At 49.9% G+C, this 24,830-nt stretch carries 18 protein-coding genes; 17 read left to right on the plus strand and 1 reads right to left on the minus strand.

Annotation, left to right across the window (positions count from 1 at the left end):
* Window positions 1-398: 398 nt before the first annotated feature.
* The 11 genes from KJS57_RS07100 (at window position 399) to KJS57_RS07150 (ending at window position 10,903) form a co-directional block, all read left to right on the plus strand.
* Window positions 399-989 (plus strand): nucleotidyltransferase family protein, encoded by a 591-nt coding sequence (locus tag KJS57_RS07100; protein WP_213654287.1) that lies wholly within the window; start codon window positions 399-401, stop codon window positions 987-989.
* A complete protein-coding gene (locus KJS57_RS07105; RefSeq protein ID WP_211023972.1) occupies window positions 986-1,756 on the plus strand; it encodes a DUF817 domain-containing protein in 771 nt (256 codons plus the stop codon). The genes KJS57_RS07100 and KJS57_RS07105 overlap by 4 nt, the downstream gene beginning before the upstream one ends.
* Window positions 1,757-1,792: 36 nt before the next feature.
* Window positions 1,793-2,191, plus strand: a complete 399-nt coding sequence (locus tag KJS57_RS07110) for a hypothetical protein (protein WP_211023974.1) — start codon at window positions 1,793-1,795, stop codon at window positions 2,189-2,191.
* Between the two features lie 86 nt (window positions 2,192-2,277).
* Window positions 2,278-3,168, plus strand: coding sequence for an NAD-dependent epimerase/dehydratase family protein (locus KJS57_RS07115; RefSeq protein ID WP_213654211.1), 891 nt, complete (start codon window positions 2,278-2,280; stop codon window positions 3,166-3,168).
* Window positions 3,169-3,322: 154 nt separating this feature from the next.
* Window positions 3,323-4,642 (plus strand): MFS transporter, encoded by a 1,320-nt coding sequence (locus KJS57_RS07120; protein WP_213654212.1) that lies wholly within the window; start codon window positions 3,323-3,325, stop codon window positions 4,640-4,642.
* Between the two features lie 307 nt (window positions 4,643-4,949).
* A complete protein-coding gene (locus tag KJS57_RS07125; RefSeq protein WP_213654213.1) occupies window positions 4,950-6,242 on the plus strand; it encodes an arsenic transporter in 1,293 nt (430 codons plus the stop codon).
* Between the two features lie 153 nt (window positions 6,243-6,395).
* Window positions 6,396-7,292 (plus strand): polysaccharide deacetylase family protein, encoded by an 897-nt coding sequence (locus KJS57_RS07130; RefSeq protein ID WP_213654214.1) that lies wholly within the window; start codon window positions 6,396-6,398, stop codon window positions 7,290-7,292.
* Between the two features lie 99 nt (window positions 7,293-7,391).
* The gene (locus tag KJS57_RS07135; RefSeq protein ID WP_213654215.1) at window positions 7,392-8,324 is read left to right on the plus strand and encodes a Gfo/Idh/MocA family protein; all 933 of its coding nucleotides are present in this window, start codon (window positions 7,392-7,394) and stop codon (window positions 8,322-8,324) included.
* A 107-nt stretch (window positions 8,325-8,431) separates the two neighbouring features.
* Complete coding sequence (locus KJS57_RS07140) at window positions 8,432-9,331, plus strand: hypothetical protein (protein WP_211023998.1); 900 nt, start codon at window positions 8,432-8,434, stop codon at window positions 9,329-9,331.
* Window positions 9,328-9,888 (plus strand): hypothetical protein, encoded by a 561-nt coding sequence (locus KJS57_RS07145; RefSeq protein WP_211024000.1) that lies wholly within the window; start codon window positions 9,328-9,330, stop codon window positions 9,886-9,888. The genes KJS57_RS07140 and KJS57_RS07145 overlap by 4 nt, the downstream gene beginning before the upstream one ends.
* Before the next feature lie 73 nt (window positions 9,889-9,961).
* Window positions 9,962-10,903 (plus strand): coiled-coil domain-containing protein, encoded by a 942-nt coding sequence (locus KJS57_RS07150; protein ID WP_244861434.1) that lies wholly within the window; start codon window positions 9,962-9,964, stop codon window positions 10,901-10,903.
* A 322-nt stretch (window positions 10,904-11,225) separates the two neighbouring features.
* Here KJS57_RS07150 and KJS57_RS07155 read toward each other — a convergent pair whose 3' ends face one another.
* Complete coding sequence (locus KJS57_RS07155; protein WP_213654216.1) at window positions 11,226-14,414, minus strand: alpha-mannosidase; 3,189 nt, start codon at window positions 14,412-14,414, stop codon at window positions 11,226-11,228.
* A 256-nt stretch (window positions 14,415-14,670) separates the two neighbouring features.
* On the opposite strand from KJS57_RS07155, the gene KJS57_RS07160 reads away from it, so the two are divergent.
* The 6 genes from KJS57_RS07160 (at window position 14,671) to KJS57_RS07185 (ending at window position 24,800) form a co-directional block, all read left to right on the plus strand.
* Window positions 14,671-16,521 carry a cache domain-containing sensor histidine kinase gene (locus tag KJS57_RS07160; protein ID WP_244861435.1) on the plus strand — a complete coding sequence of 617 codons (1,851 nt, stop codon included), beginning with the start codon at window positions 14,671-14,673 and terminating at the stop codon, window positions 16,519-16,521.
* Window positions 16,521-18,083: a response regulator transcription factor gene (locus KJS57_RS07165; RefSeq protein ID WP_213654217.1), complete on the plus strand. Its 1,563-nt coding sequence runs from the start codon at window positions 16,521-16,523 to the stop codon at window positions 18,081-18,083. Before KJS57_RS07160 ends, KJS57_RS07165 begins: the two co-directional genes overlap by 1 nt.
* A gap of 316 nt (window positions 18,084-18,399) precedes the next feature.
* Window positions 18,400-19,329, plus strand: coding sequence for an ABC transporter permease (locus KJS57_RS07170; protein ID WP_211024006.1), 930 nt, complete (start codon window positions 18,400-18,402; stop codon window positions 19,327-19,329).
* A gap of 19 nt (window positions 19,330-19,348) precedes the next feature.
* Entirely contained in the window at window positions 19,349-20,281 is a 933-nt protein-coding gene (locus KJS57_RS07175) for a carbohydrate ABC transporter permease (RefSeq protein ID WP_211024008.1), read from the plus strand.
* Between the two features lie 135 nt (window positions 20,282-20,416).
* On the plus strand, window positions 20,417-21,928 hold the full coding sequence (locus tag KJS57_RS07180; protein WP_211024010.1) for an ABC transporter substrate-binding protein: 1,512 nt from the start codon (window positions 20,417-20,419) through the stop codon (window positions 21,926-21,928).
* Between the two features lie 73 nt (window positions 21,929-22,001).
* Entirely contained in the window at window positions 22,002-24,800 is a 2,799-nt protein-coding gene (locus KJS57_RS07185; RefSeq protein ID WP_213654218.1) for an endo-beta-N-acetylglucosaminidase, read from the plus strand.
* Window positions 24,801-24,830 lie beyond the last annotated feature (30 nt).

Genomic DNA, 24,830 nt, shown 5'->3' on the forward strand with positions numbered 1-24,830 from the left:
AAATCCAAGTGATTTTGACTTCAATAGAGTCCCGTGTGTCCGTTAGAAGTCGAAGAGTAAGCGTAGATAACGAAGAAGTGTAAATTAAGAGAAGTGTAAATTAAGAGAAGTGTAAATTAAGAGAAGTGTGGATTAAGAGAAAGTGTGGATTAGAGAAAGTATGGATTAGAGAAAGTGTGGATTAAGGTGAGGCGCAGATTAAGAGGAAGCGTAGATAAAGAAGGAGCTGTCGATAAAGAAGGAAGCGAGGATTAAGAAGGAAGCTACACAAAGAAGAAGCGAAGAGTAATCTAAAACTGAATGTACCAGCCTCCGGTTTTTCTGATGTATAATATAGGAACTGTTGGTTTCGGAAGTTTAGTTAGGGAGGAGGGGATGGGTTGCAGAACGTAAAGCTCATGGCTGACTTTCATATTTCCAATGTCGATGACTTGAAAAGAGCGATCGGCAAACAGCCGGAAATGATGGCTGATCTGGAGGCGGTTGCTGCGCTAGGGTTGCCCCAGGGCTGCATTGCGGCGGGATATTTCCGCAATTTTGTCTGGGATGTTTTGCATGGATACACTGTAAGAACTCCGCTACATGATGTCGACGTGCTTTATTACGACCCGGATTTCCTGGAGGAAGAGGCGGAAAAAGAATACGACGCCCGCTTACGAGAAATAAATTCGTCGCTGAATTGGTCGGTCAAAAATCAGGCACGGATGCATCTGAAAAACGGTGAACCTCCCTACCGTTCGGTCGAGGATGCCATGCTGCACTGGCCTGAGACGGCAACTGCCATAGGTGCCCGGCTAAAAGACGGCGCAGATGGTGTAAATATTGATATTGTGGCACCGTTCGGCTTGGATGATCTACTTGGTTTTCAAGTAAGGCAAAGTCCGTTTTTTCAGAATCGCAACGTTTTTATGGACAGGATCAGAGATAAGGAGTGGCTGCGGATCTGGCCGAGCCTTCAGGTTGTAGCGTTAAGGGAGAATGAATTATGACTTTTATCCGCAGTTTATTGCAATTCGCCTGGCTGCAGGCGTTGTGCTGCGTTTTTCCGGTCGTTATTTTCGGGACGCTGGCATTGACGAAAGTGGTATCGATTCCCGGTCTGCACCGGTATGATCTCATTTTACTGATCTGTTTGCTTGCTCAAGTGGGCATGGTCGTGTTTAAACTGGAGACGATGGACGAACTGAAGGTCATCTGCGTGTTTCATTTGATCGGCCTCGGGCTGGAATTGTTCAAAGTACATATGGGCTCCTGGTCGTATCCGGGGGAAGGATGGAGCAAGGTAGGCGGAGTTCCGCTATACAGCGGGTTCATGTATGCCAGCGTTGCAAGTTACATTTGCCAGGCTTGGCGCAGGATGGACCTGCAAATGACCGGTTGGCCCAGAGCGATTTATTCGGTGCTGCTTTGCGCGGCGATTTACTTTAACTTTTTTACGCATCATTTTATCGGAGATTACCGATGGATTCTGACGGGACTGCTGGTGATTGTGTTTATTCGGACCCGCGTACATTTCACGGTGCTGGGCAGAACCTATTGGATGCCGTTGACGTTGTCTTTTTTGCTGATCGGCTTCTTTATCTGGGTGGCGGAAAATATTTCGACGTTCCTCGGAGCCTGGAGCTATCCGGATCAAGAGAAGGTATGGCGGCTCGTGCATATCGGCAAAATCAGCTCCTGGTTCCTGCTCGTCGTCATCAGCATAATCATCGTCGCGCAGTTGAAACGGGTAAAAGCAGGGATGACGGGGAACTAGCGATTCGCAAATTGATACATGGGAGAGAGTCGGTTCATGAATAAATCCAAAGGATATTTCTATTATTTGCTGTGGATTCTCGGCGCGCTTGTCCTGGTCTACTACGGCAACCGTTTTGTGGGGATGATGGAACAAAATCCGGAGAAGGTTCTGAAAATCAGTTACAGCCTGATCGGCAATATCGTCTACGGCCTTGTTCTCGGTGCTTATGTCAGCCTGCTTGGAGGCTTGCCGAACAAAAGAAAGTTTCATCGTCCGCTTTTCTTTTTCGTGGTCATCCCGAGTTTAATTTTAATGCTCTATCCAGTGCTGAACCTGTACCTAAAAATGCCCTATTACTCGTTATATAAAGATGTGGCGGCCCAAGAGGGATATTTCTATTTTTCCATGCTCTGCGGACTGGGATTGATGAAGAGCTTGTTCGGCAGCCGTTAAGAAATTGCAATGCAGTTATAACCGGAAGGTAATCAGCAGGGTATGGAAGTATTGCCAATATATTAAGGAGAACGGGGGATTCCGGAATGGGAAAAGTGCTCGTGTTGGGCGGAACGAGGTATTTTGGCAAAAGACTGGTGAACTTGCTGCTTCAGGAAGGCGTTCATGAAGTAACGGTGGCGACTCGCGGATTGACGGATGCGGAATTTGCGGGACCGGTGAACCGGCTGGTCTTGGACCGCAGTGATGAATCATCCCTGGCCAAAGCGGCGGAAGCAGGTCCGTGGGATGTGATTTACGATAACATCTGTTATTCGCCGAATGAAGCGATGGCAGCGGTGCGCGCTTTTGAAGGAAGGGTGGGGCGTTATGTTCTAACTTCCACGCTGTCCGTATACGGCTTCGTCAAGTCTCCGCTGAGTGAAGAGGATTTTAACCCCTATGAATACAAGTGGGCTGCAGGAGAACGGGGCGAGATGGAATACGGGGAAGCCAAAAGACAGGCTGAGGCGGCGTTCCTTCAAGAGGCAAGTTTTCCCGTGGCAGCCATGCGGATTCCGATCGTGCTCGGGCCGGATGATTACACCCGGAGACTTCACTTCCATGTGGAGCGTGTCATGAACGGGACGCCGATCGGTCTGCCGAATCCGGAGGCCGCGATGTCGTTCATTACATCGGCGGAAACGGCGGCGTTCCTTCTATGGCTGGGAGGCTCGGATTTGATTGGTCCGGTGAATGCCAGCTCTGACGGGGAACTGACGATTTCCCGTATGATTGCTATGATTGAAAGGGAAACCGGGAAAGAGGCGAGACTTCTTTCCGAGAAAGAGGTTGAGCCTGAGAACGAGTCGCCGTTTGGCGTTCCTTCCTCCTGGGTGATGGATACCTCCAAAGCGAAGGCAGCAGGATATGAATTTGATAACGTGATGGACTGGATGCCGGATCTGATTAAGCAAATCGCAGCGGGTCAAGCGTGATCGAGTTGGCCTAGCCAAATTAATATTAAGGAGTTAATTATACTAATGAGACCGATTTGAGTTTATCGCTTCTTCAAATTCATTCTTAGTCCCGGGTAATTTACACGTTACACCCGGGAACTAACTACACAATTGAATAAGGAGCGGACAAAGTATGTTCAAACGGTCTTTTTACTATTTATGGGGGTCGCAGACGTTGTCCAACACCGTCGATGTCCTCTATTTGGTTGCACTTACTACCTTTATTCTGGATCGGACGGGTTCCGTCGTCTTTGCGACGCTGGTACCTTTTTTGCGGGTGACCTCACAATTGTTCAGCGGGTTAATCGCCCCTCTGATGGTGGATAGATACAGGCTCCCGTTCTTGCTTACTGTATCTCAGTGCGGTCAGTTTATACTGTTCGTCCTGCTGGCGGGATATCTGTCGCCATGGGTCGGAGGGGAGCAAATCCTGCCGGTCTATACGATCATCATCTGTATTTCGTTTCTCGACGGCTGGACGACTCCCGCCCGCAATGCGTTGGTGCCGCGGCTCGTGGCTGATCAAGCGCTGATGAAGGCGAATGGCATAGTGGCCACGACCGACCAGATCGTACAATTTGCAGGTTGGGCGATCAGCGGCGTGCTGGTCGCAGCGTTCGGCTCCTTTCCGGTTCTGGTTGTCGTGGCGGTTGGCTACGGCTTAGCCATGGCGGTTACATTATTGATCGAGGACCCAACTGAACCGAAACGCCGTAGTGTTTGGGATGTGCGCACGGGGAGAGATCAAGTTGACCGTACTAAGGGGATTGGCGAGCTTGATGAAGGTGCAGGAGAGGCAGAGATCAAATTACCTTCCCGCTGGGATACGCTAAAAGAAGGCTGGGTCGCCCTGTGGAAATCACCTCGTCTGCGATCATTGACCTTGATGGACATGACCGACATGCTTGGCGGATCCGTCTGGGTCGGAGCATTTATGCTGGTGTTCGTTAATGAGATCCTGCTCAAAGATGAGCAGTGGTGGGGTTATATTAATGCCAGTTATTTTGCGGGAGCCGTCATCGGCGGATTGTTGGTCGTCGCTCTCGTGGAACGGCTGGAAAAACGGATTTTTGCGGTGATGTTGTTAGGTATGCTGGGTTACGCCGTATTGACGGTCTGGTTCGCATTGAATGATTTTGCGCCGCTGGCATTGCTTATCGTCCTGTTGACCGGACCCTTCACGGAGCTTGCCGCTGTCTCCCGAAGAACCTTGATTCAGCGAAGTGCAAGTCCGGAGCTTCTGCCAAAAGTATTTTCCGCCCAGTCCACGTTGCTAAATACCGTTTTTGGACTTTCTCTGTTGTTTATGAGCGGTATGGCCGAGTGGTTCGGAATTGTGAATATGTACCTGTTCGCTGCTGCGATTAGCGTTATTGCGGCGGGGGTTGGCTGGCTAAACCGGAGAGCATTTGTGGTTGCCGAGCAAGGGAGTAATGAAGGTGTAGCAGAGTAATTTAAAGTGAATTTTTGGTTCGCAATGAAGAGTGGCAGCTGTTTGGGAATGGATTGTCCTTTGGAGACGGATTATTGAAGAGAATGTCCACCAAAAGGTGGACATTTTCTGATTATGATTTTTGCCCTCTAACTATTTTAATCATCCGTATATAGTGATTTTTGAATTGTGAGTGTCTGGATATAGATCTTCTACTTGCCAGACGCCATATGAACCCAATGTCCACTTTTAGGTGGATAATTGCATGTTTTTGTCCATGGTGAGTGGACATTAGGTGCTGTAATTGACGGTAGAGGAGACTTTGAAGTTGGAGTATATCGCAGGATTTATTTTTCTACTTACTTTGGTATTTGTTATTTGGCAGCCTAAGGGGCTCGGCATCGGATGGTCCGCCATGGGCGGAGCGGTGCTGGCTTTGGCGTTTGGGGTAGTAAGCTTCACGGATGTAGGGGATGTAACGGCGATTGTCTGGAACGCCACACTAGCCTTCGTTGCCATTATCATCATATCGATTTTGCTTGATGAAATCGGCTTTTTTGAATGGTCTGCGCTGCATATGGCTTCACTAGCCGGAGGGAGCGGCAAGCGGATGTTCGTTTATGTCATTTTGCTTGGTGCAGCCGTGTCGGCTTTGTTTGCAAACGATGGCGCTGCCCTGATTTTGACGCCGATCGTGTTGGCCATGGTTCGGGCGCTTCGATTCGATGACCGGATGGTGCTGCCGTTCATTATGGCTAGCGGTTTTATTGCGGATACCACCTCGCTGCCGCTTGTGGTCAGCAACTTGGTGAATATCGTTTCCGCCGATTATTTCGGCATCGGATTCATGGAATATGCGATCCGCATGTTCGTACCAAACCTGGTTTCGCTTGGAGCGAGCATGCTGGTACTTTACCTGTTTTTCCGTAAGCAAATTCCGGGCAATTATGACCTGACACACTTGAAAAAACCGCAAGATGCCATCCGCGATCCGCGCATGTTCAAACTGGCCTGGATCATTCTCGGTCTGCTGCTAATCGCCTACCTGTCTGCTGAATTCATTGGAATTCCGGTATCGCTGGCTGCAGGGGCTGTGGCTTTATTTTTTATAATAGCTACGCGTCGCAGTCCTGCGGTTGAAACCCGGCGAGTGATTAAAGAAGCGCCTTGGTCCATTGTTGTTTTTTCCATCGGGATGTATGTCGTGGTGTATGGGCTTCGCAATGTCGGTTTGACCGCTCACTTGGGGGATGTCATTCAGTGGCTGGCCGATCAGGGGGTATATGCCGCCACGGTCGGCATGGGCTTCATTGCTGCCATCCTTTCATCGGTGATGAACAACTTGCCTACCGTTATGATCGATGCACTTGCTATTCATAGTACGAATACCGAAGGACTGGTGCGGGAAGCGCTGGTTTATGCGAACGTCATTGGCTCCGATCTCGGGCCGAAAATCACGCCGATCGGCTCCTTGGCCACCTTGTTGTGGTTGCATGTTTTATCCAAGAAAGGGATCAAAATTACTTGGGGCCGGTATTTTAAAACCGGTATTCTGCTGACGGTGCCGACCTTGTTCATTACGTTAAGCGGGCTCTATGTGTGGTTGATGATTATTTCATAAGTTTATCAAAGTGAAATATTACTATTTACATTTGGAATTCCTATTGTATAATGGCTGTAACTTAATGCTTCGAACTAAAAGGACGCAAACACTTCGCCGTGGTTGCGTCCTTATTTTTATTTGTACAATTCATCACTCACAGGAGGAAGAATTATGATACGAAAATTAGGCTTTGCGGCAGATGACCGTTTGTTAATCATCAATGCAGACGATTTTGGCATAACAAAAGGAACCAACGAAGCCATTGTTAGTTTGTTCGAAAATAACTCCATTACATCCACATCGATTATGATGCCTTGCTTGGACTCAAATGAGGCAATTGAGTTAAGCAATCTAAAGGGGGTAAGGAATATTGGGATACATCTTACTCTAACAAGTGGTGGGTCGCAATCTTATAAGCCTGTATGTCAAAAAAGAACATTGAATAGTTTAATCACAGAAGAAGGTTATTTTCACATTGACAGTGCTTATCTAGAAAGAAACGCAGATGAGAGCGAGGTTCGCATGGAGCTTGAATCTCAAATTCAAAGTGCCATCTTGAAAGGGATGAATCCGACTCATTTGGATAGCCATGGCGGGAGTGTTATGGGATTATCCACCGGAAGAGATTTCTTAGAAATCACCTTTGATTTATGTGGAAAATACCGGCTGCCGTTCAATTTACCTAAGCGGATCGTAGAACAGCCTTTCTTTAATCCGGATCAGCTGAAATTATTTCACAAACGGATTTCTTCGGCAAAAGACAGAGGAATTTTATTGATTGATGACATAGTCTCCCTCCCATATGGCTTCGATTCCAACACAGGATACAGTACAATGAAGAAGCTGATGGTTGACATGTTAAAGAATTTAAAACCCGGGATTACCCAGTTGACTGTTCATCCAGCTAAAATAACCGAGCAGTTAAAAGTGATAACGAGCTGTTTTAGAGAAAGGGAAATGGAGTATGTTCTATTAAACGATATTGAAATTAAGCAATTGATTATTAATGAGCGGATTAAGCTTATATCGTGGAGTGATATTCGGGATTTGCAGAGAAGATTAGTCTAAGTTTACACCCACCCTCCCATATGCCACAATGGAGTCAGCACAGTGACACTCGTATTTCAATTACTACATATATAACAAACATTCCAAGGAGGAATTTTGATGAGAATCGGGATAATCGGATTAGGAGATATTGCGCAAAAGGCGTATTTGCCGGTGATTACGGCGCGGGAGGATATCGAGCTTGTGTTCTGTACGCGAAACAGGGAGACGTTGGGGCGGCTGTCCGCTAAGTTCCGGGTCCGGGAAGCGGTGCAGACGGTGGAGGAATTGATCGCGTCGGGCATTGATGCGGCGTTTATTCATTCGTCAACGGAGTCGCATGTCGTCATAGCGGAGCAGTTGATGCGCAGCGGGGTTCACGTCTACGTGGATAAACCGATTTCCTATCATTACGAGGAAGCAGAGAGACTGACGGCGCTGGCCGAGCAGCTTGGCGTTATTCTCATGGTCGGCTTTAACCGCCGGTTTGCCCCGATGGTGGCGGCGATGAAGGAGAAGAATGATCGTCGCATGGTTATGCTGCAAAAAAATCGCCTTTTCTCGCCGGACTTCGCTCGCAGATTCGTGTATGACGATTACATTCATGTTATTGATACGATCCGGTTCATGGCCCCGGGGGAAATTATCGGAGCACCGCGAATCTCCACGTTCGTACAAGAAGGGAAATTATATCACGCCCAGTTGCAATTGGAAGGGAACGGTTTTGTCTGCACCGGAATTATGAACCGGGATTCGGGAACGAATGATGAGATTCTGGAGGTCATGAATCCGGGGAACAAGTGGATTGTAGACGGTCTGAACACGACGGCCCATTTTGCCGGCGGAGAAGAGTCCAGGCAGAAATTCAATGACTGGGAGCCGGTGCTGTCCCGCCGGGGATTTACGCAAATCATCGATCATTTTTTGACCTGTGTCCGTGAAAATAAACAGCCTTCCATTTCCCTGAAGGACGCGTTGGAAAGTCACCGTATCTGCGAACTCATTGTCGAGCATGCGGAGAAAAACGGCGGATTCCCTTGGGAGAAACGCTAAGCCGTAACAGGCTCCAATCCATTTAGCGGGCAACTATTTGTCTTCAATAAGCGTTTATATTGCATACCCTCGCGCATTTTTGCGACTCCAACAGGAAAGGAAATGCAATGAAACGAATCATTTTTGTTATCGTGCTGGTATTGGTGGCGGGGAGCTGGGGAGGTAATTTGTGGTATTATCACAAGTCCCAGCTGCCGGAGCCGTTTTTTTTCAACCATTATATAGAAGTGGAAAATTCACCGGGCTTCTCCTTTGATCTGCTGTATTTGGAGAATAAATCGGCCAAAACGAAATTAAATTGGATCGAGATTCCCGAGCTTCCCAATGTTCAGATTTGGCCGAACCCGGCAGTAAACACTTACACCCATCAGACCCAAGGCGCGATGCGTGTGGAAATTATGGATTTTGATCTGGTACAGCCCGAATTTCCCGAAAATGGACCTTTGGTGATTCATCGGGTTGTTGCGCATTTTGACGATAATTCCTCGAAAGAAATGGAAATCGGTGAAATCCAGGTGCATCCTGCCGACCCGAAGCCTGGAGAAGCTCCGCTTCAAGGCTCATCCTGGGGCTCTTCATCGGAGAAAGCGGGGTATACGCGGTTCAAGTTTACGAAAGATGCCCGGTTGACCGGCATAACTTCCGCTTATTTGCCGCAGTTGTCGGACCGGTTAAATGTGATCCTGGATGCCGCGAGCATCCGGAATCTGGAGCAAAAGGAGATTAATTTCTCCTCACAAGGTATTTATAGCGGCGTCCCCTTGGAGAAGGTTCCTTTTCCTCTAAGTTTCAAGTCCGGGGAATGGGCTACTGTCACGTATCAGCTTGATCTTCCTGATAGCGCCGGCCCGGTCGCTAAGACTGATGTATATCGCTTCCTTTTGTATATGGAGCTGGAGACAGACCAGGGAGTTTCGTCCAAAGAACGAATATTCGTGGATTTCGCTCCTTATCTGACCAATCGGGAAGTTGCCGACTTTGTGAAAGACAGGAGGTCGGGACTATGAAGACTTTATTTTACCGAATCGGTTATGGCATGGTTTTTGTCATTTTTAACATTCGAGTAGTGGTGGACCTGCTCCCTAATGTCATTGGGTACCTTATGATCTTGTCGGCTTTGTCGGAATTACGAAAAAAAGAACACAGCTTTACTCTTGGGATGTGGGCGTCGTTGGCGCTGAGCGTAATCTCGATCCCGAGTTTTTTTCAGGCTCATGAGTTGCACTTGAATCAACCGGTATTGTCCCTGAACTTTCTTCTGGTTCTCAATCTGGCCGAAACACTCTTGCAGTGGGTTCTCATTTATAGTATCTGCGACGGAAGCTTTAAACTGGCGAGTATCCGGGGAAAAGGGGACCTGGCCAGTTCGATCCGGTTTCGTTGGCGGTTTTACTTCGGCTGTTCCGCTCTTTACATGATCGCTTATCCTTTCGTATTGAACACTCAGGAGGTAGCGGTTGTCTTGTTTAGCAGCGTAGCTACATTCATCGCCATGTTTATGATTATGCTGGTGATCCGTCGTGCCGGCAGGGAGCTGTCGGTACCGTTTGAGCGAAGTGTATGAATGGCGGGAACAGGAGGAACTTAGTAAGTTGGGTTTATTGAACTGGCAGGCTGACAGCAAGAGATGAAAGGATGTGAAGCAATTGTTCGAAGATCTTAACGAACGTATGGCCGAACTGAAGGAACAGGGACGCAAGAAGGAAAAGTGGGAGAATCGTCTGAATCAGTTGAAACAAGAGGTTTCCCGTTTGGAAAAGTCCAGGCAGGAAGCCAGAAACAGATTGGCAGCGGAAGAAAAGGACGTCGACCGGCTCACCGGCATGTCTTTGTCCAATATGCTGTATACGATGATTGGAAAGAAAATGGAGAAGCTGGATGAGGAGCAGAGGGAGGTCGTGTCGGCCCGGCTAAGATATGAAGAGGCGGATCGGGCGGTCCGGGATGCGGAGGAGCAAATCGGGCAGTTGGAACGTCAGCTTCAAGAGGTCAAGTTTTGGAAAAACGACTACGACCGCATTTTCCAGTCCAAGGAGAAGCAGATTCTTGACAGCGACCCGGAGCTCATGGACCTGGCGGAGCGTCAAGCTGTGCTTACTGTGGAAGTCAGGGAACTGGACGAGGCTGTCCGGGCCGGCCGTTCGGTTCAGGACGATCTTGCCCGAGCGGAAGAAGGGCTTCAATCGGCACGAAATTGGGGAACTTACGATATGCTAGGCGGCGGTATGCTCTCCACGCATATTAAACACGGCCGGATCGACGAGGCGATGGATCATATTTACGCGGCGCAAACCAATTTGCGGAGGTTCGAAAAGGAACTCCAGGATGTGGGCGGCAGTTTGAATACGGCCGGGCTGGAGGTAGGCGGGTTGTTAAAATTCTCGGACTATTTCTTCGACGGCTTGATTGCCGACTGGATGGTCCAAGGCAGAATTAAGGATGCACTGGAGCAAGTGCAGGGGAGACGGCGGGAAATCGGACGCTTGGTCTCCGAACTGACTTCGACTAAGCAGCGTACGGAGAACGAGCTGGCCACGGTTCGCCGGAAGTACGTGCAATCGGTGGAAATGTATAAGTAGGGCGAGCGCTATATAAGATGGTCTATTCAAACAGATGGGGGGCAAGTACGTAAAATGTTCCTGCAAATCGCTGTTGGTTCCAGATTTCTTGATTTAATAGAATCTAATTCGGTAGAAATCCAGAACCAAAGGCGACCGCTCCGCTTTCTTCGGAATCATTTTACTCCCTTGCCTGCATCTTATTCTTTAGTTCATCTTATATAGTGAGAAAGCAAAGAAAGTAGGTAGAATATGTTTTTCCGCATATTCTCAAATGATCAATATAGAAAATCCCCCTGTGACATCATTCACGATGCCGCGGGGGGATTTTTTAGGCTTGGGATCAAGCTTTCAAATCAATTTCGAACGTCTTGATTTCATAAGGGTTCAGGACGAAGGAAACCGCCGCAGTGGACTGCCACTCTTCTTCCGAACGTTCCATCAGGTCGCATTCTCGCCAAGCGGCGATGGTCAGATCGCTCTCCAATTGGAGCGCTTTGCGGCTGCCCGAGAAGTCGTACACGCGGACGATGACGGTGTCGCGGTCTTCGGTTTTTTTCACCGCAGAGATCATCGCCGTACGGCCGGACAGCTTGAACATGGAGCGTGCCGCGGTCGAAGCGGCAGCGCCTTCCGACACGCGCAGCGGATTGTTCAAATGCCACGCTTCCTGTACGGTATCGCCCTGCAGCCAGTCCCCTTGATGCGGGAACAGCGAGTAGGTGAACCGGTGGTAACCTTGATCGGCTTCGATATCCGGGTGAATCGCGCATTTGATCAACGACAGCCGAAGCACATTATCCTTAATGTCGTATCCGTATTTGCAGTCGTTCATGAGACTCACGCCGTAGCCTTTGTCGGACAGATCCGCCCACTGGTGGCCGACGGTTTCGAATCGGGCCGCATCCCAGCTCGTATTCCAGTGAGTCGGCCGTTTCACGTTGCCGTACTGCACATCATAAGTCGCTTCCGTGGAACGGATGTCGACAGGGAAGGCCACTTTGAGCAGTTGCTGGCGTTCATGCCAATCGGCTTCGGTGACGAAGTCGATTCGGCGGCTAGCAGCGTACAGGATCATGTCTTGTTCGATCTTGGACTGTCCGTAGGTCCAGCTAAAGTGAACCACGGTGCGGATTGGACCGGATTCGGTCACACGACAGTCTTGAAGATCTCCGAGCTCCCGCGATTTTTGCTGATAGAAAATATCGATATCCCAGGCTTCATGGGCGAGCGGCTTATCCTCGAACAGCTGGAACAGGTTGCCCCGCTGGCCGGCGGCAAGCACTTCTCTTTGTTCCTCCCGGTCAAATAGACGGGTAAGCTGACCATGCTCATTCCAGTCGAGTTCATAGAATGGAGTGCTAATTCCGCGTTCTCGCAGAATGAACGGAGATGACTGCTCCGCAGGGATTGCAGCGGCAGCGTTGAACCGGATAATGGAGAATCCGAGGGACGGAATATCCGGCACTTCCACACTCCAAACGTTATCGCCGCGCTGTACGGACAATCGGTTGCCGGATTCATCGGTCCAAATGCCGGACTCCATACCGGGCTGAACCGGTATTTCCGCAAGCAGGGTTTCCGTCCAAGGCGAGGAGTTCCATACCGTAAAGATTCTGGAGGATACTTTGTCCGTGTCAGCATCTTCATTATGATTTCCCGCTGTACCTAGATCCACGGCCGCGCTAACAGCAGCTTCCCATGCCTGCAATCCGAGCTGTTCCGCTTCCTCATATTCGATTTTGCTGTCTTCGTAGACCTCCCGGATCGAAGAGCCCGGGATGATGTCATGGAACTGGTTGCGCAAAATGATCTTCCAGCCCTCATGCAGCTTTGCGCCGGGGTACGACGCCCAGCTGCCGTTCATTGCGCTTTGCATGGCGTTTAGCCATTCCGCTTCACGATACAGAAGCTCCAGTTTGCGGTTCATCCGCTTGTTGTGCGCCTGGCTTGTATACGTACCCCGGTGATATTCGAGATACAGCTCACCGTCCCAAGTATGCACATAGCTGTCGCTTTCAGCGACCGTTTCGCCGAGCTTGCGGAAATAATCGCCGGCTGTGCCGGTGCCGAGATTCGGCATTCCAGGCAGCTTGTCGAGCCGGCGCCGCATCTCCAGCATGTCGCGGTTAACGCCGCCGCCGCCGTCCCCATAACCGTAAGAGAGCAGGAGCTCCTGGTTCAGCTCTTTATCGCGGTAGGCGTCCCAGCTGCCTTTTACCGTTTTCGGGGTGATTTGCCCGTTATACGTATAGAACCAGGAACCCGGCTGGGACCATGGCTCGGTGGTGGTGATGAAGTGGGTCAGAATTTCAGTCCCGTCGATGCCGCGCCATTTGAACGTATCATGCGGCATCCGGTTGTACTGGTTCCAACTGATCTTTGTCGTCATGAACGTATGAATGCCCGACTTTTTCAAAATTTGCGGAAGAGACCAGCTGTAACCAAATACATCGGGCAGCCATAAATAATCGCAGTCAGCTCCGAATTCCTGCTTGAAGAAACGGGTACCAACGAGCAGCTGACGCACGAGCGATTCTCCGGAGGTCAGGTTGCAGTCGGCTTCCAGCCACATGCCGCCGCCGGCTTCCCAGCGGCCTTCCGCTACGCGTTCCCGGATGGATTCGTACAGCTCAGGATAGTCTTCCTTCACGTAATCGTAAAGCTGAGGCTGAGTCTGCAAAAAAGTATATTCCGGATACATTTCCATCAATCGCATCACCGTGGAGAAGGAACGGGCGCATTTTTCACGGGTATGCTTCAGGCGCCAGAGCCAAGCCACGTCGATATGCGTGTGACCGACGCAAGTAATGTTGACCAGGGACGATTTGTCCATACCGGCGATTTTGTCGTTGAGAAAATCTCTTGCCGCATGGAGTGATTCGTAAAACTCATCCGATCCGGGTATCCGCCAATCGATCAAAGCCAGAGACTGGTCGGCAGCTTGCAGCAGCTTGGCCCGCTCAGGCAGGTTCTCGTCGAGCACATTCACCGTTTCCGAAATTGCCAAAATGGTGTAGTAGTAATCGTCCACGGTCTCGTCCAGCCAGCAGATCTCCGCCAGCTTGACGCCGTGAGTCTGGTTTCTCGGCTGCCCGCCGCCTTCAAGTCCGGACCATAGACGGAAAAGCAGTTGCTGCTTCGTCCCGGCCAGCGTCTCCGGCAGGAATACTTCTTTATGATTGGAATCCACGCCCTGATATGGCTTACCCTGCAAATAAAACAGGGATTCGAAGCCGGAGTTGTTACCTGCCCCGGTTTCGCCGAAATCAAAGCGGCCAAGTATTTTATGTCCCGCCCATTCTTGAGGGATATCAATTTCAGAAGATAGCCACAAATACAAGTCGCGGCCGCTCCAGGTATCTCCGGTCTTCATAATGTCCCATGTATCCGAAACGGCTGGGATCGAAGGATTGATTTCTTTGCGTTCGTCTTCAAGACGGTAGAAGTAAGGAATCGGTCTGCTGTCGCGGTACCGGTAGGACGATATCTCGTGGATGCGTGATTGCAGTTTCTGCTGAGTGAGAAACATCAGGAAAGAACCCCCTTAAATTATCTTAGGGGGCAAGCGTAGAAAAGAAAGGAAGGCGAAGCCACATGACGGACTTCGTAACTTTATGTTGAGGTGATCTTAGGGGATCAAGGTCTATTATAGTCAGGGGCCGCCAAGAATTCAAATATTAAAATAGCTGGTATCGGCTTCCAGAAAATACGGATTGCACTCAGGCGCTTGGCGGTGATACACTGAAACGCGAACCAAAAAACGTCAGGACAGGAAGTGTCCCGCTTTGAACAAATTTCGCCGTTTTTATCTAAATCACTTGAAACGGAAAATGTTTAACAAAATTATTTTGCTGTATTCCGCTATTATGATGATCTTGTTCCTGATTGCCGCCGTAATGGCGTACGAGTTCCAAGTACAGCGGATCATCCGGGAGGAGACCGACGCCAATTTAAAGACCGCGCATGTGCTTAGCATTTACTTGAACCGGCAGTATGAGAACATACAGAACACGGTACAGCAAATATACGGCGATGCGGCGTTAAGCGATGACCTGGTCTATTTTTTGAATAACAGGTACGAAAGTTATCTGAGCCATCGCCTGAATTTATTCAGCAGGCCGGGAGAACAGCGTATTCGCTCATTCAGCTCGCTTCTGAAATCTTATCTGGAACAAAATCCGGGGGCTACGGGGGTTACGATATATAGCTATCCGTTAGACTTTTACATGCAAATCCGTCCGGAAAGCCAGCAGCTGAAATATGAAACCGGTTCCAAGAGCGAGTGGGAAAACTGGTTTGACCGCCGTAAAATTTATGCTTGGGATACGATTCATCAGTATGGGCGATTTTGGGATACCGTCGATCCTGCCGCGTCCCGAATGAGGTATTCTTATTCCCGTGAGCTTCAGGATCCCTGGACGCTGGATAAGATGGGGATGATGATGGTTGAATTCGATGCCGGGCAAATATCCGCTTGGCTTAATTCCCGTGCGCCTGAAGTGCATGGCCGGATCCTGGTGATGAGTTCTCAGGGAACGGTTATTTATGATTCTCAGACAACGGATAGCTACTTCGGACAGACTTATCCGTTCCAGGCCAAGCTTGATAATACGGGAAAATGGATTCAACTGGACGAAATGTCCAAGGTGAATGTGCTGAGTGTCGGAAATGCGGAATTGTCGGTCGTCGGGATCGTGTCCAAATCATCGATACACGCCAGTACGGTTTCTTTGAGGAACAGCCTGATTATCGTTACGCTGCTGTTCATCGCCGCCAGCTTTATTATTACGAGTACGATCATGCGAAAATATTCCAAGAAAATCCAGCGTATCATCCGTTCCATGAGCCGGATCGGGGAAGGCGACCTCACCACGCGGATCCAGATGCCCGGCGAGGATGAGCTTCAGCAGATTTCGCAGCGCGTTAACGATATGTGCGAGCGGCTGGAGCTTTATATCGACAAGATGTATACGTCGGAAATCCGGCAGAAGCATGCCGAGCTTGTCGCGCTTCAGTCGCAAATCCATCCTCATTTTCTGTACAACACTTTAGAATCGATCCGGATGAAGGCGTATTCTTCCGGAGCCAGAGATGTGGGGCAAATGATTTACAGTTTATCCGTCATGTTCAGAAGCATGGTCAAAAAGGATACGATCGTGACGATTCAGGAAGAGATCGAGTTGTGCTCCATTTATCTGGACCTGTTCCGCATGCGTTATGAGGGCCGCTTGAAGGTGGATATCGAAATGGACGACGAAATCGGCGGCTGCCGGATTATCAAGCTACTTATACAACCGATCGTGGAAAATTACATTGTGCACGGCTTCCGTTCACTGGAGAGCGATAATGTTATTTCACTTCATGCCGTAAAGGATCTGGAACGGGATAGAATCGTGATTACGGTAGTCGATAACGGTAAGGGGATACCGGCCGGAAGGCTGGAGGAAATCACTCGAATGCTTGCTTCTCCGTCCCAAGCGGCCGGAGGCGCCCAAGCGTCCATCGGTCTGATCAATGTCCATGAAAGAATACGTATGAACTATGGGGATGACTTTGGAATCGCCGTTTGCAGCGAAGAGGGCAAAGGAACGGCGATACGGATTGAAATACCGCTGCTCAGGGAGGGGTTCATGTGATGAAAAAAGTATTGTTTGTAGATGACGAACCGCTGATTGCTCAGGGCTTAAGCTCCATTTTGGACTGGAACAAATATGGAATCGAGATCGCGGGAACGGCAAACGACGGATTAAGCGCTCTGGAGATGATCCGTGAGGAGCCCGTAGATTTGCTGGTGACGGACATTATGATGCCGCGTATGAACGGGCTGGAATTAATCCGGAAGATCAAAGACAACGAAGAGAACAAGACTAAATTCATCGTGCTGAGCGGGTATGAAGAATTTGAATATGTCAAAGCAGGCATTCAGCTTGGCATCGAAAATTATATTTTAAAACCGATCAATCTCGAGGAACTGGAGTCAACGATCCGCCATATCCGCGGGGATTGGGAGCGGGAGGAGATTCAGCAGGTCCAATTCGAAGAGGATTGGGAGGTTTTGCGCAGCAATATTCTTCAGCGATGGGTCAGCGGGGAGATCGAAAGCCAGGAGTTCAAACATCGGGCCCAGTTGCTGGGCTTGCCGCTAGACCGTGAAAAGTACCGGTTGTATGTCATACGGCCGATCCTGACAGAGAACTGCGATATCATTCAGAAAGTCGGTGCGATAATGGCCGATCCATGCCGGGAGCTTATCCGGGCAATGGAACGCTTGAAGCCAAGGGAGACGGAAGTCATTAGTTTTATGGACCCGGACGGGGATATGGTGATTCTTTATGCTTCCTGTGGTCAAAAAGACGATGCGGCGGTTCAACGGCAGGTGAAGGCTACGGCTCAAGCTTTGCCGGGCAGCCTGGAGGCGAGTTTTTGGATTTCCGAAGGGGGTCCGGGGGCCGACTTTAAAGGCGTGCAGTTCAGCTATGCACGGGCAAAATCGGTATTCCACCGTTTCCTGATCACTGGAACGGATCGAATCCGGTTTACCGATGCAGATGAGCAGGGTACAGCTGCGTCCCCGATGATCGAGTGGAACAGCGAGAAGTATGTCGAACTGCTGATTGAAGGCAATACGGAGCCGGTGGAGCATTTCATCGGGGAGGTGCTTTGGAGCGCCTGCCGGGAGAATTTAACGCCGCGCGAAGCCTGCGTCAACACAGCTCTGCAATTAATGCTCGCGGCGAAAGAGAGAGAAGAGAATCCCGACTACAGCGAGGTGTTCGGTCCGTTAAGCAGGATCAGCACCTTGCCCTCCTTGATCCGGCATGTAACCGCAACGGTCAGCAAAAGCATGGAAAGGCAAGACACCGTCCGGGGGGAATATAGCCCGCACGTAGCCTTTTTGGTTGAGCAGGTCCACCGGCATTATGCCGATGAATTGTCACTGAAGACATTAAGCCAGAAAGTCGGCTTACATCCGAATTATTTGGGCCAGCTGTTCCAGCAGGAGTTGGGCCATAGTTTCTCTGACTTTGTAAACCAATACCGGATCGAAAAAGCGACCCAGCTCCTGATGCATACGGACCGCAAAACGACGGAGATCGCGCTTAGCGTCGGGTATTTGGACACCTCCTATTTCTATCGCCAGTTCAAGAAATATGCCGGAGTTTCGCCGACGGAACTGCGTCATATGTATACTAAATAAGTCCTCATTTCCTGAGAGGATCGGCGTGGCAGGCGCAACCGAAAAGGTTGCGCTTGTTGTTTTTTTAAAGTCGGTCTTTAATTTATCCATGGAATTCTAGGGTTTTTCAACTTGTTGAAGATAGCGCTTACTTGGCACAATAGAGTTAGTTAAGGGCAAGCGAAACAGAAGGGGCGGTTCAGCCGCCGAAGCTTTGTTTTGATCTTAGGGGATCCATGACGAAGCGGTTTCATCACGTGTCCAGCAAACATTTCAGCATCCCTTGGAAACGCTTTAATTCCTTCCAAAGGGGACAGCAGGCAAAGGAGGAATGAACGTGGCAGCATTTTGGAAAAAAGTCATCAGAAATCGTGCGCTGCTGTTCATGGTTATACCCGGAACCGTCTGGTTCCTCATCTTTGCCTACTTGCCGATGTTCGGTTCAATCCTAGCATTTAAAGATTTCCGAATCAGCCGCGACGGATTTTTCGCCAGCGTGTTCAACAGCAAGTGGGTAGGATTCAAAAATTTCGAGTATTTGTTCACGACTAGCGATGCTTATGTAATTACGAGAAATACGATATTGTACAACCTGGCCCTTATTTTTCTCGGTCTGGTGATCTCCGTCGGTTTAGCGATAATCCTAAGCGAACTTGTCAACAAACGGATGGCGAAGGTATATCAAACCGGGATGTTTCTCCCGCACTTCCTGTCCTGGGTCATTATCAGTTACTTCGCCTTTACCTTCCTGAGCATGGATAAGGGTACGCTGAACCAGATCATTACCTTCTTCGGAGGAGAACGGATCAGCTGGTATTCCGAACCGAAGTATTGGCCGTTCATCATTGTATTCGTCGGGATCTGGAAGAGCGTTGGATACAACAGCGTTATCTATCTCGCGGCAATCACCGGAATCGACAAGTCTTATTACGAAGCGGCCGTCATTGACGGGGCGACCAAATGGAAGCAGATCCGCTATATTACCGTACCGCTGCTCAAACCGCTCATGATTATTTTGACGATCCTCGCTATCGGCGGCATTTTCCGGTCCGACTTCGGATTATTTTACCAGTTGCCGAAGGATGCGGGAGCCTTATACCCTGTAACCAATGTCATCGATACCTTCGTTTATCGCGGCTTGATCAATATGGGTGATATCGGTATGAGTACCGCTGCGGGCTTGTATCAATCATTGGTCGGACTGGTGCTCATTCTGGTCGCCAATGCCATCGTCAGAAAAATTGAAAAAGATCATGCGATCTTTTAGAGCGCGGGGGGGTTAGCAGATGATATCAAATTCAGCTCAGTTAGACGTAAAAAAACAGCGGGATTTCAATGAGATCACCCCGGGTTGGAATGTGCTTTTTAACATCCTCATCGGCCTGTTCTCCTTCTCATGCGTATTCCCGTTCCTGTTCGTTATTATTATATCTTTGACCGATGAACAGACGCTGGCGCTCGAAGGCTTCAGCCTTTGGCCCAGCAAATTCAGCACCGAAGCTTACAGCTATATTTTTCAGACGGGACATGAATTGCTAGTATCGTTCGGAGTCACGCTGCTTGTCACCATTATGGGTACGTTGATCACCTTGATTCTGGTAACGACCTATGCCTATGCGGTATCCAGAAAGAGCTTTGAATTCCGTGGCTTCTTCAGCTTCCTGGCGTTTTTCACGATGCTGTTTTCCGGAGGGATGGTTCCCGGTTACATCGTAATGACCCAGTTCCTGCATCTGCAGAATACGATTTGGTCCTTGATCTTTCCGTTATCCTTGAGCGCTTTTTCGATCATCGTTATGCGTACGTTTTTCCAGACTACGGTTCCTGATGAAATCATAGAATCCGCCAAAATTGACGGGGCGGGCGAACTCAAGACGTTTATAAGAATCGTGCTTCCCGTGTCGCTGCCGGGCATCGCCACAATCGGGCTGTTCGCCTGCCTGGCTTATTGGAACGACTGGTTCAATGCGCTGCTCTATTACAACAAACCGGAATTGACGCCGCCGCTGCAGTTTTTGCTGATGAAGATCGAGAAGAACATGGACTTCTTGATTAAGAACGCCCAGAATCTCGGTACTTTTAACGCGGCTGCCGGCTTACCGACGGAAACCGTGCGAATGGCGATGGTGGTGCTCGCAACTCTTCCAATCGTGCTTGCGTATCCGTTTTTCCAGCGTTACTTTGTGCAAGGCTTGACCGTAGGTTCGGTTAAAGGCTGATTCCAGGCCGTACAGGCCGCATACTCATGGTTGTTTCCGCGTCATCCCGGCCGTAGAATCACGCAGCTGCCCGGCCGGGCACATAGCGGTTTCAATAGATGCTCTTCATACAACTTGTACGTAGGGGGAAACAAAATGAAAAAGAAATCCTTTTTTATGGCTTTGGCGCTGATCCTGGCGTTGTCCGCAATTCTTGCGGGCTGCGGCGGAAACAAGAAAAGCAGTGAGCCGGCCAAGGAAGAAGCAGCCGTCCAAAGCGACGGAACTATCGATGTCTCCAAGCTGGACCCGGTCACGCTGAAGCTGTACCTGATCGGTCCAAGCCAGAAAGACCTGCCGAAGGTGCAGGAAGAAATCAATAAATACGTAGGCGAAAAAATCAATGCCAAGCTCGAAATTACGATGATCGACTGGGGCGACTATAGCCAGCGGATGCAGGTTATAACCAGCTCCGGCGAAGATTATGATATCGCCTTCACCAGCTCCTGGGCTTTTGATTATCTGCCGAATGCCGCTAAAGGCGCGTTCATGCCGTTGAATGATCTGATTGACCAATACGGCAAAGGCATCAAGGAAGTGCTCGATCCGCGTTTCCTTGAAGGTACGAAAGTGAACGGGGTCAATTACGGGATTCCGGCCAACAAAGAATTGGCACAACAATTCGTTTGGCGTTTTAACAAAAAGTACCTTGATAAATACAATCTCGACATTTCCAACGTAACGACGCTGGAAGATTTGGAACCGCTCCTTAAAACGATTAAAGAGAACGAGCCGGCTGACATTACACCTTTGGCCGTTCCAAAAAACTTCAAGCCGTATCTGCCATTCGACTTTGTGCTGGGCGATGAGATTCCAATCGGCATGTACATCGATACCAAAGACAATAAATATGTGAACATTCTTGAATCACCTGAACTCAAAGCGGCCTTGCAGACGATGCGTAAATATTACAAAGCGGGTTATGTCCGTGAGGATGTCGCCACTTTGGAAGGCATCGACAATATGAAAACCGGCAAATGGCTGGTTGACCGCGAAATCACGCAGCCTTACGCCGAACTCGGTTGGTCTAGAAGCGCAGGTTACGACATCGTGACCAAACCGATGCATGATCCGATTATTTACACCAGCTCTGCCGCAGGATCCATGCTCGCGATTTCTTCCTACTCGAAAAATCCGGAGCGGGCGATGATGTTCCTGAACCTGCTGAATACGGACGCTTATCTGCGCAATCTGATTCAATACGGAATTGAAGACGTTCACTACAAAAAGGTGGAGGACCCTTACATCGAGGATCTTCCGGCAATGAATGAAAATTATGCGATGCCGGGCTTTGCGCTGGGCAACATGTTCCTGACTTACCTGCATGAAGGCGAGCCGAAGGACAAATGGGATGCTTTTGAAAAGTTCAACTCGTCGGCGATCGTTGCGCCTACATTTGGCTTTAACTTTGATACCGCGCCTGTGAAGACGGAAGTTGCAGCGGTCACGAACGTAGCCAAAGAGTTTATTCCGGCGCTGTACACCGGATCGGTAGATCCGGACGAATATTTGCCGAAGGCGCTCCAGAAGTTCAAGGACGCCGGAATCGATAAAGTCATTGCGGAAGCTCAAAAGCAGTTCGATGCCTGGAAAGCCGAGCAAAAATAGAAATTTGGAGAAACGGGCGGCTGGTACGACCGTTTCTCTATTTTCCATAGCCCAAAACACAGGAGGTTGAATGATGAAGAGAGTGAAGCTGAACTATTTTACGAAGACGAAGTGGAAAAAGAGGTTGATGACTGCAGCCGGAGCGATGCTGCTCGCCGGTGTGATTCTCGGAACCCCCGGAAAAGCGGAAGCGGCTCAGCCGCATTCGTCTTACTGGTATCCGGATACTTTGCTGGAATGGTCTCCGGCTACCGATAAAGACGCGGCGTTTAACCGGGGTACGGTGAAGCTTCAAAAAGACCGCTTCCTTGGGGAGATCGTGAATCCAAACGCCAAGCCGGAGGCGAAGGTCATCGCGCTGTCCTCCATGTTTCCGAGCACGAGCGGGGCTCCTTCCCAAGGGTCCGAGAAGTTTCACACGTATACGTTCAGCTTCTGGCAGTATATCGACAAGCTCGTCATGTGGGGCGGTTCGGCCGGCGAAGGATTGATTGTTTCCCCAAGCGCGGATGTGATCGATGCGGCACATAAGAACGGGGTGTCGGTTTATGGAACCGTTTTCTTGCCGCAGACCGAGCATGGCGGAAAGCTGGAATGGATGCATGATTTGCTGCAGCAAAGGGAAGACGGTACATTCCCCGTGGCGGATAAGTTGGTGGAGGCAGCCCGGTATTACGGGTTTGACGGCTGGTTCATCAATCAGGAGACGCAGGGAGCTTCCAAAGAGGATGCCGCGGACATGCAGCGCTTCCTTGCATATTTACAGAAAATCAAAGGCTCCGAGCTGGAGATCATCTGGTACGATTCCATGATTAACGAGGGTAACATCAAGTGGCAGGGTGCGCTGACCGACAAAAACCAGATGTTTTTCCAAAACGGGACCCAGCGGGTATCCGACTCGATGTTCCTGGATTTCCGCTGGCAATACAAAGATGAAGTGAACGGAAAATACGATTACGTAACTCCGTATCTGAACTCCCCGATGAAAGCGAATGAACTCGGAAGAAGTCCTTACGATTTATTCGCCGGCATCGACGTAGAGGCAAACGGGTATGAGGGCAGCTACAATTGGCCGATTCTGTTCCCGGACGGAAAAAAAGCAACTACATCGCTTGGTATCTATCGCCCGGATTGGGCGTTTAACAGCTCGGAGACGAATGAACAGTATATGGACAAAGAGGAGATGTTCTGGGTCGGACCTGGTGGTAATCCGTCGGTGGGGACAACTGCGGATCTGGACGGAGCGAAAGCCGGAGATCCTTACGCCTGGCGGGGAATCGCCTATGATATTGCCGATAAGAGCGTGATTTCCGGAACCGAGTTTATTACGCATTTCAATACCGGCAACGGCCACATGTTTGCGGTCAACGGTAAAGTCATGCGGGAGAAGGACTGGAGTAATCGAAGCCTGCAGGATATATTGCCGACATGGCGCTGGATCTCCGAATCGGGCGGCACAGGGAAAGCGCTGACTCCGGACTTCGATTACACCAAGTCTTATTACGGCGGCAGCTCGTTGAAAGTGACAGGAGATCTGTCCTCTGACAATCCAACCCAAGTGAAACTGTATAAAACGAATATTCCGGTTGCAGCAACGACGGAATTATCGCTGATTTATCAGGATAATGCAGCAGTGGAGGGAGCGGTTCAAATCGGGGTATCTTTCTCGGATGCACCTGAAGAGACGGTATTTTTCCAACCGAAAAAATGGACAACGGCAGGAGACGAAGGTTCGTGGAAAGAGGGAAGTGTCCAGCTCAATAAGTATAAGGGCCGCACGATTAGCAGTATTTCGCTCAAATTTGTCTCTTCCAAACCAGTAGCCGGGTATGAGGCGTTTATTGGAGAACTTGCGGTAACGCAAAAGCAGGATAAGGCCAAACAACCGAAAGTTGTGACCGGCCTGAAGGTGACGGAGAACGACTTCCGGGACGGGATCTACGGCGATGCGCGATTGGCTTGGGAAGCGCCGAAGGACGGCAGCGACGTGCAGTATTACCAAGTTTACCGCGTCAAGCCGGACGGCGCTTATGAGTTGATGGGGATGACCGGGAACACGGTCTACTATGTGCCTGAAATGAAGCGGTTGAACAAGGAGACCGCCACGAAAATGGTCGTCATTCCCGTAAATCGGCAGTATGAACAGGGAAAACCGGCCTCGGTCACTTTCAACTGGCCGGCCTATCCGAAGCCGATCGCCGCTTTTGAAGCGGACCGTACGTTAATCGCTCCGGGCGAAAGCGTGCAGTTTACCGACAAGTCCTCGGAAGTGACGGAAGGCTGGGTGTGGAGCTTCCCTGGCGGGGAACCCTCAAGCAGCACGGAGCAAAACCCTAAGGTGACTTATAAGGAAGAAGGCAGCTTCGAAGTAACCTTGAAGGCTGTCAATGAAGTCGGCGAAGATGTGGTGAAGCGGCAAATGATCACCGTCACTAAGGAAGCTGCCGGCGGGGTATCCGATCTAGCCCTTGGCAAGAAAGCGACGGCCTCGAGTTATGTGAATGAGAAGGAAGCTCCGCCGTTTGCCCTGGACGGTGACGACAAGACGAAATGGTGCGCGGTGGGCGATGCTCCTCACACACTGACTGTAGATCTGGGCGCTGAACATAAGATCAGCGAGTTCGTCATCAAACACGCGGAAGCGGGTGGAGAAGCTGCGGCTTTCAATACGCGCAGCTTCCGAATCCAGCTCAGCATGGACGGGGAAAACTGGACCGATTCGGTGCAGGTGACCGACAATGCGAAGGGCGTCAGCAAGCATGCTATCGCTTTGACTTCGGCCCGCTATGCCCGGCTTGTCGTAGAAAAGCCGACCCAAGGCGGGGACACGGCCGCGCGGATCTATGGATTTGAAGTAATGGGGTTAAAGTAACGCAGATTTATCGAAGTGTAAGGATAACAA

This window comes from Paenibacillus vini (assembly GCF_018403325.1).
Classification (GTDB): domain Bacteria; phylum Bacillota; class Bacilli; order Paenibacillales; family Paenibacillaceae; genus Fontibacillus; species Fontibacillus vini.

Coding starts and splice junctions, on each gene's coding strand:
- KJS57_RS07100 (WP_213654287.1), top strand. CDS start 399: ATGGCTGACTTTCATATTTCCAATGTCGATGACTTGAAAAGAGCGATC.
- KJS57_RS07105 (WP_211023972.1), top strand. CDS start 986: ATGACTTTTATCCGCAGTTTATTGCAATTCGCCTGGCTGCAGGCGTTG.
- KJS57_RS07110 (WP_211023974.1), top strand. CDS start 1,793: ATGAATAAATCCAAAGGATATTTCTATTATTTGCTGTGGATTCTCGGC.
- KJS57_RS07115 (WP_213654211.1), top strand. CDS start 2,278: ATGGGAAAAGTGCTCGTGTTGGGCGGAACGAGGTATTTTGGCAAAAGA.
- KJS57_RS07120 (WP_213654212.1), top strand. CDS start 3,323: ATGTTCAAACGGTCTTTTTACTATTTATGGGGGTCGCAGACGTTGTCC.
- KJS57_RS07130 (WP_213654214.1), top strand. CDS start 6,396: ATGATACGAAAATTAGGCTTTGCGGCAGATGACCGTTTGTTAATCATC.
- KJS57_RS07135 (WP_213654215.1), top strand. CDS start 7,392: ATGAGAATCGGGATAATCGGATTAGGAGATATTGCGCAAAAGGCGTAT.
- KJS57_RS07140 (WP_211023998.1), top strand. CDS start 8,432: ATGAAACGAATCATTTTTGTTATCGTGCTGGTATTGGTGGCGGGGAGC.
- KJS57_RS07145 (WP_211024000.1), top strand. CDS start 9,328: ATGAAGACTTTATTTTACCGAATCGGTTATGGCATGGTTTTTGTCATT.
- KJS57_RS07155 (WP_213654216.1), bottom strand. CDS start 14,414: ATGTTTCTCACTCAGCAGAAACTGCAATCACGCATCCACGAGATATCG.
- KJS57_RS07165 (WP_213654217.1), top strand. CDS start 16,521: ATGAAAAAAGTATTGTTTGTAGATGACGAACCGCTGATTGCTCAGGGC.
- KJS57_RS07175 (WP_211024008.1), top strand. CDS start 19,349: ATGATATCAAATTCAGCTCAGTTAGACGTAAAAAAACAGCGGGATTTC.
- KJS57_RS07180 (WP_211024010.1), top strand. CDS start 20,417: ATGAAAAAGAAATCCTTTTTTATGGCTTTGGCGCTGATCCTGGCGTTG.
- KJS57_RS07185 (WP_213654218.1), top strand. CDS start 22,002: ATGAAGAGAGTGAAGCTGAACTATTTTACGAAGACGAAGTGGAAAAAG.